Annotated in this window: 18 protein-coding genes; 3 read left to right on the forward strand and 15 right to left on the reverse strand. The window is 67.9% G+C overall.

The features are described 5' to 3' along the window. Positions 1–19 precede the first annotated feature (19 nt). The 10 genes from B3611_RS04325 to B3611_RS04370 all read right to left on the reverse strand — a co-directional run bounded on the left by B3611_RS04325 (position 20) and on the right by B3611_RS04370 (position 8704). Entirely contained in the window at positions 20–493 is a 474-nt protein-coding gene (locus B3611_RS04325; protein WP_291313854.1) for a DUF2550 domain-containing protein, read from the reverse strand. Between the two features lie 204 nt (positions 494–697). After that, complete coding sequence (locus tag B3611_RS04330) at positions 698–1069, reverse strand: F0F1 ATP synthase subunit epsilon (RefSeq protein ID WP_291313855.1); 372 nt, start codon at positions 1067–1069, stop codon at positions 698–700. Between the two features lie 10 nt (positions 1070–1079). Next, the gene (atpD, locus tag B3611_RS04335; protein ID WP_291313856.1) at positions 1080–2591 is read right to left on the reverse strand and encodes a F0F1 ATP synthase subunit beta; all 1512 of its coding nucleotides are present in this window, start codon (positions 2589–2591) and stop codon (positions 1080–1082) included. A gap of 3 nt (positions 2592–2594) precedes the next feature. Next, on the reverse strand, positions 2595–3569 hold the full coding sequence (locus B3611_RS04340) for a F0F1 ATP synthase subunit gamma (protein ID WP_291313857.1): 975 nt from the start codon (positions 3567–3569) through the stop codon (positions 2595–2597). 47 nt (positions 3570–3616) lie between these two features. After that, on the reverse strand, positions 3617–5284 hold the full coding sequence (gene atpA / locus B3611_RS04345; RefSeq protein WP_291313858.1) for a F0F1 ATP synthase subunit alpha: 1668 nt from the start codon (positions 5282–5284) through the stop codon (positions 3617–3619). A gap of 8 nt (positions 5285–5292) precedes the next feature. Beyond that, on the reverse strand, positions 5293–6126 hold the full coding sequence (locus tag B3611_RS04350; RefSeq protein WP_291313859.1) for a F0F1 ATP synthase subunit delta: 834 nt from the start codon (positions 6124–6126) through the stop codon (positions 5293–5295). Between the two features lie 5 nt (positions 6127–6131). Then, a complete protein-coding gene (locus B3611_RS04355) occupies positions 6132–6701 on the reverse strand; it encodes a F0F1 ATP synthase subunit B (RefSeq protein ID WP_291313860.1) in 570 nt (189 codons plus the stop codon). A 46-nt stretch (positions 6702–6747) separates the two neighbouring features. After that, positions 6748–6993, reverse strand: coding sequence for an ATP synthase F0 subunit C (locus tag B3611_RS04360; protein ID WP_291313861.1), 246 nt, complete (start codon positions 6991–6993; stop codon positions 6748–6750). Between the two features lie 104 nt (positions 6994–7097). After that, entirely contained in the window at positions 7098–7892 is a 795-nt protein-coding gene (atpB, locus tag B3611_RS04365) for a F0F1 ATP synthase subunit A (RefSeq protein ID WP_291313871.1), read from the reverse strand. A 431-nt stretch (positions 7893–8323) separates the two neighbouring features. Continuing rightward, positions 8324–8704, reverse strand: coding sequence for a hypothetical protein (locus B3611_RS04370; protein WP_291313872.1), 381 nt, complete (start codon positions 8702–8704; stop codon positions 8324–8326). A gap of 260 nt (positions 8705–8964) precedes the next feature. Here B3611_RS04370 and B3611_RS04375 point away from each other — a divergent pair, with 260 nt between their 5' ends. Beyond that, positions 8965–9630, forward strand: a complete 666-nt coding sequence (locus tag B3611_RS04375) for an SDR family oxidoreductase (RefSeq protein WP_291313862.1) — start codon at positions 8965–8967, stop codon at positions 9628–9630. A gap of 27 nt (positions 9631–9657) precedes the next feature. On the opposite strand, the gene B3611_RS04380 is transcribed toward B3611_RS04375, so the two are convergent. Genes B3611_RS04380 through rho form a run of 5 tightly spaced genes read right to left on the reverse strand, consistent with a single transcriptional unit; the run spans position 9658 to position 15623 of the window. After that, positions 9658–10821 carry an MraY family glycosyltransferase gene (locus tag B3611_RS04380; protein ID WP_291313863.1) on the reverse strand — a complete coding sequence of 388 codons (1164 nt, stop codon included), beginning with the start codon at positions 10819–10821 and terminating at the stop codon, positions 9658–9660. Then, entirely contained in the window at positions 10822–11481 is a 660-nt protein-coding gene (locus B3611_RS04385) for an L-threonylcarbamoyladenylate synthase (RefSeq protein WP_291313864.1), read from the reverse strand. A 50-nt stretch (positions 11482–11531) separates the two neighbouring features. Continuing rightward, a complete protein-coding gene (prmC, locus tag B3611_RS04390; protein ID WP_291313865.1) occupies positions 11532–12386 on the reverse strand; it encodes a peptide chain release factor N(5)-glutamine methyltransferase in 855 nt (284 codons plus the stop codon). Beyond that, complete coding sequence (prfA, locus tag B3611_RS04395) at positions 12373–13464, reverse strand: peptide chain release factor 1 (protein ID WP_291313866.1); 1092 nt, start codon at positions 13462–13464, stop codon at positions 12373–12375. The genes prmC and prfA overlap by 14 nt, the downstream gene beginning before the upstream one ends. Beyond that, a complete protein-coding gene (gene rho / locus B3611_RS04400; protein ID WP_291313867.1) occupies positions 13464–15623 on the reverse strand; it encodes a transcription termination factor Rho in 2160 nt (719 codons plus the stop codon). Before rho ends, prfA begins: the two co-directional genes overlap by 1 nt. 424 nt (positions 15624–16047) lie before the next feature. Here rho and B3611_RS04405 point away from each other — a divergent pair, with 424 nt between their 5' ends. Together B3611_RS04405 and moaA are read left to right on the forward strand one after the other, a co-directional pair. Beyond that, positions 16048–17817: a long-chain fatty-acid--CoA ligase gene (locus tag B3611_RS04405; RefSeq protein ID WP_291313868.1), complete on the forward strand. Its 1770-nt coding sequence runs from the start codon at positions 16048–16050 to the stop codon at positions 17815–17817. Positions 17818–17860: 43 nt separating this feature from the next. Continuing rightward, positions 17861–18825 (forward strand): GTP 3',8-cyclase MoaA (gene moaA, locus B3611_RS04410; protein WP_291313869.1); only part of this gene is annotated, 965 nt, incomplete at its 3' end.

Here is an 18825-nt window from a genome sequence, read left to right on the forward strand (position 1 = left end):
TACCGCCCGGGCGGACTCGCTAGAGCTTGCCCCGGGGGCGCGGTGCCTGGTGGCCCTGCTGCGCCATGGGCCCCTGGCCGCGCGGCACCTGGCGACGGTCCGGGGCCGCCTCCACCCACGAAACGAGAGCCATCTGCACGTGCGGCGCGCCCGCGAACTCGAAATCCCCTGCCGGGCTGCCCAGGTGCAGCACCTTCGAGATTCCGGGCATGATCTCGCGCTCCTCGTCCGTGCACTCGCGCAGGCCCTTGAGGGTGATGTCGCGCCGGTCGAGGGCGAGGTCGTTCGACAGGGAGAGGGAGCGCAACTTGAAAAACTGCAGGACCTCCCCGCGGTACCGGAGGATCCCGTGGCGCCAACCGTGCACCTCGCGCGCGGGCAGACGGCGGAAGAGGGCGGGGGCGCCGGCGTTGCGGAACCGGGTGAAGCGCCACATGGCCGCGGCGGTGGCGGCGACGAGCAGGGCCAACAGAACAACGGCGACGTATTTCATCGGCCCTCCTGCCGTGATAGTGGTGTGGCGGCCGGTCCCCGCCCGCTGCGGGCCCGCGCGCTTCCCATGATTTTAGTGACATGCACACAGTAAGCAATCCGCCAAAGGGAGGACCGGCATGTGTCGTCCTTCCCGCGGGGCCGGAAACGCGGACAACCCCCGCCGTGCGGCGGGGGTTGTCTGCGGTGAGAGCTGCCTGTCGGCCTAGCGGCCGGAGTTGCGGCGCACCGCCGCGAGCTCGGCCTCCGCCCGCGCCTTGGACTGCGCGTCGTCGGCGCCCAGCTCGTTCTCGGCGGCTGCCGAGTCGACCTCGTCGGCGAAGATGGCGTAGTCGGCGAGGATGGTCACCTTGTCCCCCTGCACCGAGAGGAAGCCGCCCTGGACAGCTGCGACGATCCGCTCGCCCTCGGTGGGGCGGATGGTGACGACGCCGTTTTCCTTGAGCTGGCCGAGGAGGGGCTCGTGGCCCGGCAGGATGCCGATCTCACCCTCGGTCGTCTGGGCCGTGAGGATGCTGGCCTGACCCGACCAGAGCATCCGGTCGACCGAGACGAGTTGCACGGTGATTTCAGCCATGAGGGCCCTCCTACTTCTCCTGCAGCTTCTTGTACTGGGCCTCGACGTCGTCGAGACCGCCCAGGTTCGAGAACGCCTGCTCCGGGTAGGCGTCGAACTCGCCCTCGCAGAGGCGGTCGAACGCGTCGATCGTCTCCTCCAGCGGCACGTAGGAGCCCTCGTCGCCCGTGAACTTCTTCGCGACGAAGAAGTTCTGGCCGAGGAAGCGCTCCAGCTTGCGGGCGCGCATGACGGTGATCTTGTCTTCCTCGGACAGCTCGTCCATGCCCAGGATGGCGATGATGTCCTGCAGCTCCTTGTTCTTCTGCAGGATGCCGATCACCTTCTGCGCCACGTTGTAGTGGCGCTCGCCCACGATGCCCGGCTCGAGGATGCGCGAGGTCGAGGTCAGCGGATCCACGGCGGGGTAGATGCCCTTCGACGCGATGGAGCGGGAAAGCTCCGTGGTGGCGTCGAGGTGGGCGAAGGTGGTCGCCGGCGCCGGGTCAGTGTAGTCGTCCGCGGGGACGTACACGGCCTGCAGCGAGGTGATGGAGCGGCCCTTGGTCGAGGTGATGCGCTCCTGGAGCACACCCATCTCATCGGCCAGGGTGGGCTGGTAACCCACGGCCGAGGGCATGCGGCCCAGAAGGGTGGACACCTCGGAGCCGGCCTGGGTGAAGCGGAAGATGTTGTCGATGAACAGCAGCACGTCCTGGTTCTGCTCATCGCGGAAGTACTCCGCCATGGTCAGGCCGGACAGGGCCACGCGCATGCGGACCCCGGGCGGCTCGTCCATCTGGCCGAAGACAAGGGCGGTATCGGGGAGAACGCCCATGTCCTCCATCTCGAGGAAGAGGTCGGTTCCCTCGCGGGTGCGCTCACCCACACCGGCGAACACGGAGGTGCCCGAGAACTCGCGGGCGATACGGGTGATCATCTCCTGGATGAGCACCGTCTTGCCCACGCCCGCGCCACCGAACAGGCCGATCTTGCCGCCCTTGACGTACGGGGTGAGAAGGTCGATGACCTTGATGCCGGTCTCCAGGATCTCCGTCTTGCCCTCGAGGTCCTTGAAGGCGGGCGGCTCGCGGTGGATGCCCCACCGCTCCCCGTCCTTGCCCACCGACGGGTCGTCCAGGCACTCGCCGAGGGCGTTGAAAACGTGGCCCTTGACCTGGTCACCGACCGGCACGGAGATAGGGTTGCCGGAGTCGCGCACCTGCGCGCCGCGGACCAGACCGTCGGTCGGGGCCATGGCGATGGTGCGGACGAGGTTGTCGCCCAGGAACTGAGCCACCTCGAGGGTGATGGTCTTGGACAGGTCGCCCAGCTCGATGTCGACGTGCAGGGCGTTGTATAGCTCGGGCAGCTCGCCGCGCGGGAATTCCACGTCGACGACGGCACCGATCACGCGCACGACTCGGCCGTTGTCGGAACCCGCGGGGTTCTGGACATTTTCGGCCCCGGCGGAGGGAGCCGGAGTCCCGGCCCCGCCCGACGGCTCGTCAATGCGCTCCTCAAAAGAGTGAGCAGTAGTCATATCTTAGTCACTTTCTCCGCTACCGGTCAGCGCGCCGGCGCCGCCGATAATCTCGGTGATTTCCTGGGTGATTTTTGCCTGACGGGCTTGGTTGGCCTCACGCGACAGGTTGTTGGCCAGGTCCGTCGCGTTATCCGTCGCGTTCTTCATGGCGGTGCGGCGCGAGGCGGACTCGGACGCCGACGACTCCAAAAAGATCGAGTAGAGGCTTCTCGAGACGTAGACCGGGAGCAGCTCGGACATCAGCGTCTCCGGATCCGGCTCGAAGTCCATGTTGGGCAGGACGTCGCCGCTGGTGGTGAGCATGTCATCCTGCTTGTACTCGTACTCGGTGAGAACCGGCTCAATCGGCAGGAGCTGGTGGACGCGCGCCTCCTGGGTCAGCATGGACACGAACTCGGTGTAGACGACGTGCACCTGATCGAAACCGCGCACGCGCTGGCCCTCTGGCGCATCGACCCCTTCGCGCCATTCCACATCTCCCTCGGAACCGGCGAGGAACCCGTTGACGATGTGGTGGCGCACGTCGTGCGTGCCCTCCCAAGTCGGCTTCTGGGACCACCCGGTCCAGGCACCAGCCACGTCCATCTCACGGAAGCGGAAGTGCGTGACACCCTTGCCGCCCGTGACGAAGCGAACGACCTCGTAGCCCGCGTCCTTCAGGGCGCGCTCCAGCTCGGCCGTCTTCTTCAGGACGTTGTGATTGTAACCGCCGGCCATACCGCGGTCGGAGGTGACCACGAGGATGGCTGCGACCCGACCGTTCTCACGCTCGCGGAGCATGGGGTGGTCGAGGGAGCTCGCAGCCGCGAGGCGCTCCATGACGCGCAACAGCTCGTCCGCGTAGGGCTTGGCGGCCTCCACGCGTTGCTGGGCCTTGGTGATCTGCGATGTCGCGATCAGCTCCTGGGCCTTCGTGATTTTCTTCGTGGAGTTGACGGACCGGATGCGGTCACGCAATTCGCGAAGTGTTGCCATGGTGTTCTCCCCTCCCTTCCTTTAGTAGTGCTTTTCCAAGTTGTTCACTACTTGGAGCGGTTGACGTTGAGCTGGTGCTTGGAGACCTCGCTGGCATCCAGGGCCTGGGCCTCGGGCTCGCGCACGATGCGCTCGCCCTCGCTGGACTGGAAGCCACGCGCGAAGTCCTCGTTGACGCGCAGGAGCGTCTCCTTGGACCGGTCGTCGAGCGCGGCGCCGCCGGCAATCTGCTCGTAAACCTCTGGGGCGTTGGAGCGGATGTGCTCCTGCAGCTCGGACTCGTAGCGGCGGACATCTCCGACGGGAACGACGTCGAAGGCGCCCTCGTTCGCGAGCCAGATCGAAATGATCTGGTACTCGACGGGCTGCGGGGAGTTCTCCGGCTGCTTGAGCAGCTCAACGAGACGCTGGCCGCGCTCGAGCTGGCGCTTGGAGGCGGAGTCCAGGTCGGAGGCGAAGGCGGCGAAGGCCTCGAGGTCGCGGTAGGCCGCGAGGTCGAGACGCAGGTTGCCGGCGACCTTCTTCATGCCCTTGGTCTGCGCCGCGCCGCCAACGCGGGACACGGAGATACCCACATCGATGGCCGGGCGCACGCCCTGGTTGAAGAGGTCGGACTGCAGGAACACCTGGCCGTCGGTGATCGAGATGACGTTGGTCGGGATAAACGCGCCCACGTCGTTCGCCTTGGTCTCGATGATCGGCAGGGCCGTCAGGGAGCCCGCGCCGAGCTCGTCGTTGAGCTTGGCGGCGCGCTCCAGGAGACGGGAGTGCAGGTAGAAAACGTCGCCCGGGTACGCCTCGCGCCCCGGCGGGCGGCGCAGAAGCAGGGAGATCGCGCGGTAGGCCTCGGCCTGCTTGGTCAGGTCATCGTAGATCACCAGAACGTGCTTGCCCTGGTACATCCAGTGCTGGCCGAGCGCGGCGCCGGAGAACGGCGCGAGCCACTTGAAGCCCGCGGAGTCGGAGGCCGGAGCGGCCACGATCGTGGTGTACTCCAGGGCGCCGTGCTCCTCGAGGGTGGCGCGGACACCGGCGATGGTGGAGCCCTTCTGGCCGACGGCGACGTAGATGCAGCGGACCTGCTTCGACGGGTCACCGGTCTCCCAGTAGGACTTCTGGTTCAGGATGGTGTCGATGCAGACCGCGGTCTTGCCGGTCTTGCGGTCGCCGATGATCAGCTGTCGCTGGCCGCGGCCGATCGGGGTCATCGCGTCAATGGCCTTGATGCCCGTGGCCATCGGCTCCTCGACCGGCTGGCGGTCCAGGACGCCCGCGGCCTGGAGCTCCAGGGCGCGCTCCTCGGTCGACTCGATCGGGCCGAGGCCGTCGATCGGCTGACCCAGGGGGTCGATGACGCGGCCGAGGAAGTTCTCCCCGACCGGGATGGAGAGGACCTCGCCGGTCCTCTTGACTTTGTCGCCCTCGGTGAGGGTTTCGAAGTTACCCAGGACGACGACACCGATGGTGTCGGTCTCAAGGTTCTGCGCAACGCCGATGACACCGTTGGGGAACTCGAGCAGCTCGTTCGTCATGCAGCCCGGCAGCCCAGAAACCTGGGCGATGCCGTCGGCAGCCGAAGTCACCACGCCGACCTCCTCACGGGAGGCCTCCGCAGAGTAGCTCGAGGTGTAGTTCGCTATCGCGCTACGGATCTCATCGGAGGAGATCGTCAGCTCCGCCATGTTCTTCCTGCTCTCGGTAGATTGTTCCAGCATATTTTTCTTTAGTAGGCCGTGTTCGCGGCGAGGTCGGCGCGCAGGCGCATGATCTTGCCGCGCGTTGAGCCGTCAATTTCCTCATCGCCCACCCGGATCACCATTCCGCCGAGGAGGCTGGGGTCTACCTCGGTGTGAACAGCCATCTCGCGGCCGTAAATGTTCTGAAGCTTTCCGGCGAGTGCCTCGCGCTGCGGCTCGCTCAGAGCCTCGGCGGTGGTCACCCGCGCCACGGTCTTGCCGCGCATCTGAGCAACCTCGTCCGCGAGGGCGGAAAGGTCGTCGATCGGGTTGTGCTTCGGGCGGCCGATCACCTGTAGCGCGAGGGCCTCGGTGAACATCGTCACCTTGCCGTAGATCACGTTGGCCAGAAGCCCGCGCCTCTGCTTCGCGTCCGCGGTGCGGTCGGACAGCAGCTGGGTGAGCTGCTTCTCGTTTTCAAGGACAACCGAGAGCTGGAAGAGCTCGTGCTCCACCTTCTCAAGCTGGCCCTGCTCCTGCGCGCCGAGCAGCAGTGCGCGGCGCCCGAGGTGGATCAGCCCGTTGCGCATTTCGCGCGAGGAGGACCACTCCTGCCCCGCTGCTGCATGGAGGACCTTGCGGGTCGCGTCGGCCACCTTGGCGCCGAGAACATCGTCGACGATGCCCTGGCGGCCGGAGGCCTCGAGCGACTGGTCGGCGATGGCGACACGCAGTGCGCGCTCGCCGTCCAGCTGATCGACCACGAGGAAAAGCTCGGTGCCGATCTGCGCCGCTACAGCGACGGGGTTGTCGGACCGGCGGACCAGCTCGTCGAGCTGAGCCGACACGTTCGCCTGTGCTTCGCGACTAGCTGCCTTCATCTCGCCTACTTCCTCGTCGAGACGTGGTCGAGCTCGGCCAGGAAGTCGTCGATCGTGTTGGAGCGGCGGGTCGAATCCGACAGCTCCGTGCCGAGCAGACGCTCGGCCAGGGAGATCGAGTTCTGGCCCATCTCGTTGCGCAGCTCGGAGACAACCTGCTCGCGCGAGGCGAGAAGCTGCTTTTCACCGGACTCCACGATGCGGCGGGACTCCGCCTCGGCGTTTGCTCGGGCCTGAGCCTCGATCTCCTTGCCGCGTGCACGGGCGGCTTCACGGATCTCGGCGGCCTCGGCGCGTGCCTCGGCCAGCTCGGCATTGTTCTTCTCCAGGGCAGCCTTGGCCTCGGCCTGGGCGACCTGAGCACGCTCAATGCCGCCCTTGATCCGGTCTTCGCGCTCAGCGAGAACTTCCTGGAACTTCGGAAGGACATACTTCCAGAAGAGGAGGAAGACGACGATGAAGACGACCAAGGACCACACCACGTCGTACATGGCGGGCACAAGGATGTTGGGCTCCTTCTCCATGGGGAGGTGCTCACCTTCTGCCGCCACAATAAATTGAGTGACGTTTGTCATGGGTTGCTCCTGATCTAAAAAGGTTGACGGTGGTGCGTGGGGCTTTTTAGAACAGGAAGCCGGCGACGAGGCCGATCAGGGCGAGGGCCTCGACGAAGGCGATACCCAGGAACATCGTGGTACGGAGCTGGCCGGCCATCTCGGGCTGGCGGGCCATGCCCTCGACGGTCTTGCCGACGAGCATGCCGATGCCGATGCCCGGGCCGATGGTGGCGATGCCGTAGCCGATGGACTGAAGGCCGTCGAACGAAGTGACGGTCTCGTTTGCCTGAGCGAGGATGATGTCGTTCATGTGAAAGTCGTTCCCTTTCTTGGTGCCCGCCAGCTGACTTGCGTGGCCGGGCGAGTGACGAAATGTGTGGGGTTATTCAGTTTGGCCAGGTGTTTCGCGTCTTGCTAGTGCGCGTCAGCGTGCAGCGAGAGTTCGATGTACACGGCCGTCAGGAGGGCGAAAATGTACGCCTGCAGGAAGATGATGATCATCTCGTACAGGGTGAACAGCAGCGCTGCGATGAGGGTCAGACCGCTCACACCCGTCCATGCGTTCAGCTGCCAGAAGAAGAAGTTCGTGGCGGAGTACAGCAGGACGAGAATGATGTGGCCCGCGAGGAAGTTCGCCATGAGACGAAGAGCCAGCGTGACCGGTCGCAGAATGAACGTCGAGAAGAACTCGATCGGAACCACGAGGATGTGGAGGAAGGGCGGCAACCCCGGGATCACCACGGAGTGCTTGAAGTACCGCATTCCGTAGCGCTGAATGCCGGCGTAGATCATCACGATGTACGCAACCACCGCGAGCACGACCGGCATGCCGATGCGTGCGTTCGGGGAGATGTTGAGGAACGGGATGATCGTCGCCGCATTCATGAACAGGATTGTGAAGAAGATGGTGGCGATAACCGGAAGGAACCGCTTCCCATCCTTCTTGCCCAGCGTGTCTTCCGCGATGTTGACGCGGACAAAGTCCACGCCCATCTCCGCCAGGTTCTGCAGACCCTTAGGAACCAGCTGCGGCTTCCTAAACGCAATAACAAAAAGGAGCACCAGAACAGCCGCAACAAACAGGCGGACAATCATGATGCGATCCAGCGCGAACCATCCATTGGCGAAGTCTCCGCCAATGAGCTGGCCGTACGTTTGCCCCGGGAAAAATTCTGGACCAAGTGCGGGCGCGTGGAAGGTACCCTTCATGCCCTCGGCCAAAGTTGTAACGCTCAGCGTTCTCTCCCGTTCTCGGGCCGCACCCGTTTGCGCGGGCACGGTGCGATGGACGTCTTCAAGTCAACTGCTTCCGCGGCGGACTCCGTCGCACATCAGCGACCGCGGTGCAGGGGATGTTTCTTCAGGCAGTTCAACGCCAACTCGCAAGCAGGTCGATATCTACCTCAAGCAAACCCAGCGGTTAGCCTAACAGGTCGATGCCCCTTTTTTCGCTTCAGGGGGGTTCGTGTTTTCCCCAGTATGGGGGAAACTCCCCCACCGGGGCGGATACGGCAGGTTCAGGCGTTTTTGCGCCCCCTGTTAGCTGCGTCACACGCGCCGTCGGCCCAGCTCACAGCGGGCCGGAAACGCGGAAAGGGCCGGTCGGGCAACTCCCGTCCGGCCCGCGGGCTGCTTCTCCCCTACCGCCCGATGTAGCCCACGCGCGAGGTCATCACACCCCACGCCTCGGCCGTGAGCACCACGACGAGCGCGAGGATCGCAGTCACCCCGAACGCGGTGTGGTCGTAGAACTGCATGTCGCGGATCAGCATGAGCACGATGATCAGGACCACCATCTTGACCAGCCACCCCCCGAGGACGGTCGCCATCGTCACCGAGGGCGACGTGCCCGACGTCGCGAGAACGGAGGCGGCGGTCAGGAGCACGAATCCCCCGCCGATGGCGGCGCCGATGAGCACCGCCCAGAGCCCCGGAAGCCCGCGGGCCGCACCCCAGGCGATGAAGGAGAGCACCGTCAGGCCCAGCAGCACCCACGCGCCGAGGCGGAGGGCGCGGGTCAGGGGGAGGCGGGGGTCGTCGAAACCCGCGGTGTCGTTGACGCGGAGCTCGCCCTCGCTTGGCGACGCCCCCGCGGCGCCTTCCCGGTTCGTGTCCTGGTCCTTCGGCAGATGAGTCACGGGGCCACATCCTACCGACCGGCGTGGTCAACTGCGTAACCCGCGGTCACCGGTGGAGGGTGGGACGTCGACAAGCGGGGGCCGGGCGTTTCGGGGCTAGGGTGGGAACGGCTGTACCGGTTGAACAACAGAAGGAGACTCCCATGTCATACAAGGTGGCAATCATCGGCGCGCACGGAAAGGTGGCGCTGCGGGCGATCCCGCACATCGTCGGACAGGGCGACGAGGTCGTCGGGGTGATCCGCAGGCAGGAGCAGTCCGACGACCTCGAGAAGGCCGGGGCGACGCCCGTGGTCTTCGACATCCAGAACGGCGACGAGGCCTCCATGACTGAGCTTTTCGCCTCGCGCGGCGTGGACACCGTGGTGTGGTCCGCCGGAGCGGGCGGTGGTGACCCCGAGCGCACCTGGGCCGTCGACCGCGACGCCGCGGTCCGCTCGATGGACGCCGCCGCGAAGGCGGGTGTGAAGCACTACGTGATGGTCTCTTACTTCGGGGCCGGCCCGGACCACGGGGTCCCGGAGGACAACGACTTTTACGCCTACGCCCAGGCCAAGACGGAGGCCGACGCCCACCTCGAGCGCTCAGGCCTGAGCTTCACCCTGTTGCGCCCCAGCCGGCTCACCTTCGAGGAGGGCACCGGGCGCATCGACGCCTCGGCGGACGAGGCCGGGGAGACGAGCCGCGACAACGTGGCGCTGGCCATTGCGGCGGCTGTGCACAACGGCCCCGCGGAGGGCGAGGCGCTCAACCGGGTGATCGAGTTCAACGACGGCGACACGCCGGTGGAGGACGTCTTCCGGGTCTGACGCGCCCGCGCCGCGGCACGTGGCACTTTAGGTCCGCCCCGTCTCCGGCGGCGCGGCGGCCGGACCGATTTTCCCGCTCATCAACGGGACGGCGGTGAGCACCGTCGCCCCCGCGAGGGCGACGAGGGTGAAGCCGACCGCCCAGCTCACGGGCACCACAGAGAAACTCACGGCACCAAACGCCACCGCGGAGACCCAGAGGTAGAGGACTAAAACGGTCCGGCGGTGCGTGTGCCCCAGGCGGAGCAGCCGGTGGTGGATGTGCCCGGCGTCGGCCGTGAACGGGCTCTGCCCCCGGGCCGTTCGCCGGATCACGGCCCAGACCAGATCGAGGACGGGCAGGGCCACCGCCGCGATGACGACGACGATGGGGCTGATCAGCGCGACGAAATCCGCCGTACCGTAGAGGGACATGTTGATCTTGCCCGAGGCCGAGATGGATGCCGCGGCGAGCAGCAGCCCGATGAGCATGGCGCCCGAGTCGCCCATGAAGATGCGCGCGGGTTCGAAGTTGTGGGGAAGGAAGCCCGCGCAGATCCCCACGAGCGCCGCGCAGATGATGGCGGGCGGGTAGGCAGAGACCGCACCGCCCTGGTCGTGGAGGACGGTCAGGGAGAACACGAGGATGGCCGCCCCGGCGATCATCCCCAGGCCCGCCGCGAGCCCGTCGATGCCGTCGACGAAGTTGATCGCATTGATCAGCAGGACCGTGAACACCGCGCTGACGATCACCCCCTGAAGCTGGTCGAAGATGAGCGTCGTGCCGCCGTCGACGGGCAGGTAGAACACGGTGAACACGAGGCCGAGCATGCTCATGAGTATCGCGGCGAAGAACTGGGCGATGAGCTTGGTGATCGCCCCGAGCTCGTAGAGGTCGTCGAACACGCCCGCGACCACGATGGCGAAGGCACCCGCGAGCACCGCGGTCATTTCCGGCGTGACGGGGGCGAAACCACGCGTCAGAGCGGGGAGCTGCTGGGCGAGAAACACGGCGGACACGAAGCCGGTGAACATGGCCACCCCGCCCACGGAGGGGGTGGGCTGGGTGTGGACGTCCCGGGTGCGGATCTCGGCCAGACGGCCTGTGCGCACCAGAATGGAGCGCACGAGCCCGGTGGAGAGGTACGTGATGGCGGCGGCGACGAGCAGCACCAGGCCGAGCTCGCGCAGGGGCACTCCCGCGCCCGTCATCTACTTCCTCCGCAGCGCCTCGGGGTCAAGTCCGAGGACTTCACCGAGGCGCTCCGCGGAGATGGCGCCTTCCCGCAGGATCACGGGGGCGGGCCCGGAAATGTCGATGATGGTCGACGGCTCCCCCACCTGGGACTCTCCCCCGTCCAGGTAGACGGAGATGGCGTCGCCGAACTGGTCCTTCGCCCCCGCGGCGGTCACAGCCGGGGGGTTGCCGGAGATGTTGGCGCTGGACACGGCCATGGGGCCGACCTCCCGCAGGAGCTCGGTCGCCAGCGGCTGGTTGGGCATGCGCAACAGGACGGTTCCCCGGGTGTCCCCCAGGTTCCACGGCAGGCTCGGAGCCTCGGGGACGACGATGGACAATCCGCCGGGCCAGAACGCCTCGACCAGGGTCTTCGCGGTCTCGGAGAACTCGCGCACGAGACCCTGGATGGTCAGCCACGACCCCACGAGCACGGGCACCGGCATGTCCGGGCCCCGGCGCTTGGTGGCCAGCAGGCGCGCGACGGCGTCGTTGTTGAAGGCGTCCGCACCGATCCCGTAGACGGTGTCGGTGGGAAGGACCACGCACTGCCCGGCGCGCACGGCCTCGACGGCCGCGGCCAGCCCGTCCTTGCGGCCCTCGGCCTCCAGGCAGTTGTAGATCGTGCTCGGCATGGTTCTCCCTCGTCATCTAGCCGGCGGACACCCGCTCCCGGGGCCGCGCTTTAGGGGCTTAGCTTACTCGCGGTGACAAATCTGGCTCGACCGGTCATGTCCCGCAGCACACCGGGTTCGGTGAAGGCCCCGCTTCCGCCCACCACCCGGCGCACCGCCGCCGAGGTGGTGTCGTCGTGCTCGATGGCGAGCCGCCCACCCGGCGCGAGCAGACGCGCGGCCACCGGCACGAGGCCGCGTATGGCCTCCATGCCGTCCGCTCCCGAGAACACGGCCTCGGCGGGGTCGAAGTATACCTCCGGGGACAGGCCAGGGTCCGCCGGGACGTAGGGCGGGTTCGCGACCACCAGGTCCACCGCCCCGCTGAGCTCTGCCAGGAGTCCGGGGTCTGTCATGTCCCCCGCCACCACGCTTATCGACGCCCCATGGGCCGCCGCGTTGTCGCGCGCGTACGCGCGGGCGGTTTCCGAGAGCTCGACCGCGGTGACCCGGGCATCGGCGCGCGCTTGCGCGATGAAGATGGCCAGGGCACCGGAACCCGTGCCCAGGTCCACGACCACCGGCCCGTTCACGTCCGCGATCGCCCCGACCGCCCACTGCGCCAGCACCTCCGTCTCGGGGCGCGGGATGAACACGCCGGGCCCCACCCGCAGGTCGAGGGGGCCGAACTGGGCGTGCCCGGTGATGTGCTGCAGAGGTTCGCGCCGGGCGCGGCGCTCCACCGCTGCCGCGTAGTCGGCGGCGAAGGTCTCCGGGGGGTCGGTGAAGAAGAGGTGCAGGGGTGGGACGTCGAGAAGCGACGCGGCGAGGAGGCGCGCGTCGACCTCGGGCGTGGCGACGCCCGCGTCCCCCAGGGTGCGGGAGGCGCGGGCGACGAGCTGGCGCAGATCGCTACTCGGCTTCAAGGCGCTCCTGGCGCTCGTGGGTCTGGAGCGCCGTGATGAGGTCGTCCATGTTGCCGTCGAGGACCGAGTCGAGGTTGTTCGCCTTGTAGTTGATCCGGTGGTCCGAGATGCGGTTCTCCGGCCAGTTGTAGGTGCGGATGCGCTCGGAGCGGTCCATCGTGCGCACCTGGGAGGCGCGCCCCTCGGCGGCCTCGGCATCGGCGCGCTCGCGCTCGAGCTGGTCCAGGCGGGCCTGGAGGACCTGCATCGCGCGGGCGCGGTTCTGGATCTGGGAGCGCTCGTTCTGGCAGGTCACCACGATGTTGGTGGGCAGGTGGGTGATGCGCACTGCCGAGTCGGTCGTGTTCACGCCCTGGCCGCCCTTGCCGGAGGAGCGGTAGACGTCGACGCGGATGTCCTTCTCGTCGATCTCCACGGAGCCGACCTCCTCCGGCTCCGGGTAGACCAGGACACCTGCGGCGGAGGTCTGGATCCGGCCCTGGGACTCGGTGACGGGAACACGCTGCACGCGGTGCACGCCGCCCTCGAACTTGAGCATGCTCCACGCGCCGTCGCGCGACGGCGTCTTCGACTTGATGGCCACCGTCATGTCCTTGGCGCCGCCCAGATCGGACTCGGCGATGTCGAGGACATCCCAGCTCAGGCCGTGCTTCTCGCAGTACTTCTGGTACATGCGCGCGAGGTCTCCGGCGAACAGGGCCGCCTCCTCGCCGCCGGCACCGGCCTTGATCTCCATGATGATGTCGTCGCCGTCGTGCTCATCGCGCGGGGCGAGCAGGTCGGCGAGCTCCTCCTCCAGCGCCACGATCTCACCCTCGAGGCGCTTGGCCTCCTCGGCGAATTCGCGGTCCTCCGAGGCCATTTCCGCGGCGGCCTCGTGGTTCTCGCGGGCCCGGACGAGCTCGTCGTTGACCTTGATGATGGGCTGGAGCTCCGCGTAGCGCTTGGAAAGCTTGCGGAACTGCGCCTGGTCCCCCGCGATCTCCGGGTCCCCCATCTGGGCCTGGATGCCCTGGTACTCGGAGACGTAGTCGTCGACGAGCGAGACGTGCGACGCGGCGTTGCCGTTGTTCGCCATTAGCTGTACTCCTCTTCGCCCTCGCTGGAGACCATCGGCGCAGACTGGGCGACGCCCATGAGGAACTCGCCGTTGGACTTCGTTTTCTTCAGCTGCTTGATGAGCATGTCGATGGACTGCTGCGGGTCGAGCGCCGAGAGGATGCGGCGCAGCTTGTGCATGATGCGCGCCTCCTCCGGGGTCATGAGCAGCTCATCCTTGCGGGTGCCGGACGGATTGACGTCCACGGCCGGGAACACACGGCGCTCCGAGATCCTGCGGTCCAGCTTGAGCTCGGCGTTGCCCGTGCCCTTGAACTCCTCGAAGATGACGGTGTCGCCCGCGGAGCCGGTCTCGACCATGGCGGTGGCGATGATGGTAAGCGACCCGCCCTCCTCGATGTTGCGGGCGGCGCCGAGGAAGCGCTTCGGCGGGTAGAGCGCGTTGGAGTCGACGCCGCCGGAGAGGATGCGGCCGGAGGCGGGCGAGGAGTTGTTGTACGCGCGGCCCAGGCGGGTGATGGAGTCGAGGAGCACGACGACGTCCTGGCCCATCTCCACGAGGCGCTTGGCGCGCTCGATGGCGAGCTCCGCGACGGCGGTGTGCTCGCTCGGCGGGCGGTCGAAGGTGGAGGAGATGACCTCGCCCTTGACGCTGCGCTGCATGTCCGTGACTTCCTCGGGGCGCTCGTCGACGAGCACGACCATGAGGTAGCACTCCGGGTTGTTCGTCGCGATGGCGTTGGCGATGTTCTGCAGGATCGTCGTCTTGCCGGCCTTCGGCGGGGAGACGATGAGCGCGCGCTGACCCTTGCCGATCGGCATGACGAGGTCGATGACGCGGGTGGTGAGGATGTTCGGCTCGGTCTCGAGGCGCAGGCGCTTGTTCGGGTACAGCGGGGTGAGCTTGTGGAACTCCTTGCGCTGCTTGGCCTCCTCCGGGGTCATGCCGTTGATGGAGTCGATGCGCACGAGCTGGTTGTAACGCTGCTTGTTGCGCCCGGAGCCGTGGGAGTGGCCCTGGCCGTTCGCGCGGACCTGGCCGATCACGGCGTCGCCGGAGCGCAGGCCGCACTGGCGGACCAGCTTGTTGTTCACGAAGACGTCGGCCGAGCTCTGGTGGTAGCCCGTCGTGCGAATGAACGCGGTGTTATTGTCCACCACGTCCGCGATGCCGGCAACCTCCTGGAGGTCCGACGCGTCGAAGTCCTGGCCGTGGTTCTGGTTCCCGCCGTCGTTGTTGTTGTGGCCGTTGTTATTTCCGCCATTGTGCCCGTTGTCGTTGCGGTTGCGGTTCCGGTTGCGGCGGTTACGGCGACCGCGACGGTTGCCGCCCTCGGAGTCGTCGCGGTCGCTACCGCGGTTGTCGTTGCCGTTTCCGCCGCTGTTGCGCCCTCCCCGGTCGTTACGGTCGTTACGGTCGCCCCGGTCGTTGCGGTTGCCGCGGTCATTGCGGTCGTTGCGGTTGCCGCGTCCGCCACGGTTGCCGCGGTCGGAGTCGTCGCGATCCTGGTCGTCCTGCTCGCCACGGCCGTCTCGGTCGTCGCGGTTGTCACGGTCATCCCGGTCATCCCGGTCGCCGCGGCGCTGCTCGTCGTGGCGGCCGCCGGCGTGCCCGCGGTTCTCCGCGTCCCCGGAATCGTCGGTGTCACCCGCGTTGCCCGTATTTTCGGTGTTCTCGCCACCCTGGCGCGCGCGGTAGCGGCGCGCCCGGCGGGCTGCCGAGCGGGACTCGTAGCGCTGCTCCTCGCCCCGGGACTCGCCGCGGGTTTCATCGCCGGACTCGTCCTCGGCACCGCCCTCGCCCCTGGTGCGTTCGCGGTGGTCGTCGTGAAGCTGCTGCCCGGCCTCCCCCGCGTCGGCGGCCTTGCCGCTCTTCAGCGCGGCCTCCTCGTGGGCGCCCTGGGTGGACTCGTGCGTGCCCGGCCCGGCGGAGCGGCGGGCGGCGCGGCGGCGGGGGTTGGTGCCCTCGTGGCCCTGGTTCTCGTCCTCCTGGTCGCCGGCGGGGGCCGCCACGGCGTCCTTCCGCGGCACGATGCCGGTGGTGATGGCTTGGATGAGTTCGCCCTTGCGCAGCCCGGAAAGACCCTTGAGGCCCTGATCCGCCGCGATCTTGCGCAGCTCGGGAATCTTGAGCGCAGCCAGGTTCTGGCCTGCTGCGGTGGTGCCCGGTTCGGTCACGGATGTCCTTTCGTCGCTTGACCGGCGCTGATGTCGCCGCTGCCGGGCCGGACCCTCGGGGCCCGGCGCTCGGCTCGGCTAGCCGGAAGCTTTCGTGTGCAATTAAGTCGTAGTGCTGCTGTGCTGCTCGCGCGGAGAGCGCTGGTGCGCCTCTCATCCGCCCGGTCCCCGCGCTCACACGGCCGCGGCCCGGTGGCGCGTGCGAACGCGCAACCCGGGGCGGTAAGTGGAGCAGATCGTGGGGTGAAACCGCACTCCACGCACCTTCTGCGGCGGGTGCGCCGAGGTTCGTGCGGGGCGATGCGGGGATCGCGCGTCAAACGTGCGTGAGCACTCGGAGGCGGTCCCGCGCGCTATTGTAACCCATCCACCGGCCCCCGCACGGTTCGGGCCTGCCCAAAGCCCTGGCGCTAGAGTGTTGGGCATGCTCTCCACCATGCAGGAAGTGCCGTTTTCCGTCGCCCGGATCCTCCAGTACGGCGAGACGATCCACGGCACCACGAAGGTCACCACCTGGCGCTCCGGAGGCGCGGAGGAGTCGAGCTTCGCGGAGATCGGGGCGCGCGCGGCGGCCTTCGCCCACGCCATCCACGACGACCTCGGCATCGACGGCGACCAGCGCGTGGCCACCTTCATGTACAACTGCGCCGAGCACCTGGAGGTGATGTTCGGCGTCGCCGCCAAGGGAGCCGTTTTCACCCCGCTCAACGTGCAGCTGGTGGAGGACCAGGTGGCCTACGTGGTCAACCATTCCGAGGCGGAGGTGGTGGTGGCGGACCCGCGCCTGGCGGCCAAGCTCGGCCGCATCCTCGCGGACTGCCCGAAGGTGCGCGCCGTGGTTTTCACCGGCCTCGAGCCGTTGACCGAGCCCTCCCGCGAGCTTCCGGCCGGGCTCGAGGTGGTGAGCTACGAGGCGCTACTCGACGGCCGGGCGACCGTCTACGACTGGCCCACCCTGCCCGAGAACACAGCCGCGGCGCTGGTCTACTCCACCGCCACCACCGGCGCGCCGAAGGGTGTCGCCTACTCCCACCGCTCGATCTGGCTGGAGGCCATGAGCCTGCGCGCCACGGACTCCCTGGCCGTCTCGCACGGCGAATCCTTCCTCTGCTGCATCCCCGTCTACCACGTCATGAGCTGGGGCGTACCCTTCGCCGCGTTCCTCGTCGGCGCGCCGCTGGTGCTGCCCGACTCCGACATGTCGGCCCCGACGCTGGCGCGGCTGATCGCCAGCACCCACCCGCGCGTGGCCCACGGCGTGCCCACGCTGTGGATCCAGCTCATGGTCCACTACCTGCACAACCCCCCGGAGCGCATGAGCCTGACCGAGATCTACGTCGGCGGCTCCCCCGCCCCGCCCGCCCTGATCAAGGTCTGGGAGGAGCGCTACGGCGTGGACGTCGTCCATGTCTGGGGCATGACGGAGACCTCCACGGTGGGCACGATCGCCCGTCCCCCCTCGGGCGTGTCCGGCGAGGCCCGCTGGGCCTACCGCGTCTCACAGGGCCGCTTCGCCCCCTGGCTCGAGTACAGGGTGGTCAACGACGGCGAGGTCATGGCCTCCACCGACCGCTCCCAGGGTGAGATCCAGGTGCGGGGCAACATGGTCGCCGCCTCCTACTACCACTCACCCACCCAGGAGCCCGGGGAGATCGCCAGCACCTTCCGCGGCGAGGACATCACGGACGCCCGCCATTTCTTCACCTCCGACGGCTGGCTGCGCACCGGGGACGTGGGCACGGTGACCAACGACGGCTTCATGACGCTCTACGACCGCGCCCGCGACGTCATCCGCTCCGGCGGGGAGTGGATCTACTCCGCCCAGGTGGAAAACCTCATCATGGAGGCTGACGCCGTGGTGGAGTGCGCGGTCATCGGCTACCCCGACAAGAAGTGGGGCGAGCGCCCGCTGGCCATCACCGTCCTGCACGAGGGGATTGAGCCCTCCCCGGAGACGGCGGCGTCGCTGCGCGAATCCCTCTCCCGCTCCCTGCCGACCTGGATGGCGCCGGAGTACTGGGCCTTCGTGGACTCGATCGACAAGACGTCGGTGGGCAAGTTCGACAAGAAGGACCTGCGCAAGCACCTGGCAAACAACCGCTACGACATCATCACCCTTCCCGGGCCCGGCAACCGCTCGCACGGGAACCCCACCTCGGAGCAGGTCGAGGCCGCCAACCCCGACGACCTGTAGGCGCCGGAGGGGCCTTGACGCGGGCCGTACAATGTCCCCCATCATGGCCACCACCCCCCTCGAACTCGTCGACCGGTACGGTCGGACCGCCCGCGACCTGCGGGTGAGCCTGACCGACCGGTGCAACCTGCGGTGCACCTACTGCATGCCGGCAGAGGGGCTCGAGTGGCTGCCCACCGAGCAATCGCTTGACGACGCCGAAGTCACCCGCCTCATCCGTCTCGCCGTCGAGCGGCTGGGGATCCGCTCCGTGCGCTTCACCGGCGGGGAACCCCTGCTGCGCCGCTCGCTGGAGGACATCGTCGCGGCCACCGCCGCCCTGCGCACCGACGAAGGTGTGGCCCCCTCCACGGCGATCACCACCAACGCGCTCGGTCTGGAACGGCGCGCCAGGGCCCTGGCGGACGCCGGCCTGGACCGGATCAACGTCTCACTCGACTCCACCGACCGGGCCGCGTTCGCCGAGCTCACCCGGCGCGACCGTCTCGACGACGTGTTCCGCGGCATCGATGCCGCGCTGGAGGCGGGCCTGAGCCCGGTGAAGGTCAACTCGGTGGTGCTGCCGGGTGTGAACGAGCGCCACGTCTGCGACCTCGTGCGCTTCTGCCTCGGCCGGGGGCTCCAGCTGCGCTTCATCGAGCAGATGCCGCTGGGGCGGGGCGGCGGGGGGGGCCGCGCGGGGGGGNNGCTGCGGCGGCTCTCCGCCGAGTTCGAGATCTCCCCGGCGGAGGAACCCCGCGGTTCGGCGCCGGCCGCCCTGTGGGAAGTCACCGACGGCGAGCTCAGCGGGCGCGTCGGCATCATCGCCAGCGTCACCCACCCCTTCTGCGGTGCGTGCGACCGCACCCGACTGACCACCGACGGCGCGGTGCGCTCCTGCCTGTTTTCCGCCGCGGTGGAGGAGGTCTCCCTGCGCGACATGATGCGGGCGGGCGCTACCGACGAGGAGCTCGCCGGCGCCTGGGCCCGGGCGATGTGGTTGAAGAAACCCGGCCACGGCATCGACGA

The sequence above is a fragment of the Corynebacterium sp. UBA2622 genome, from assembly GCF_002339505.1.
Lineage (GTDB): Bacteria > Actinomycetota > Actinomycetes > Mycobacteriales > Mycobacteriaceae > Corynebacterium.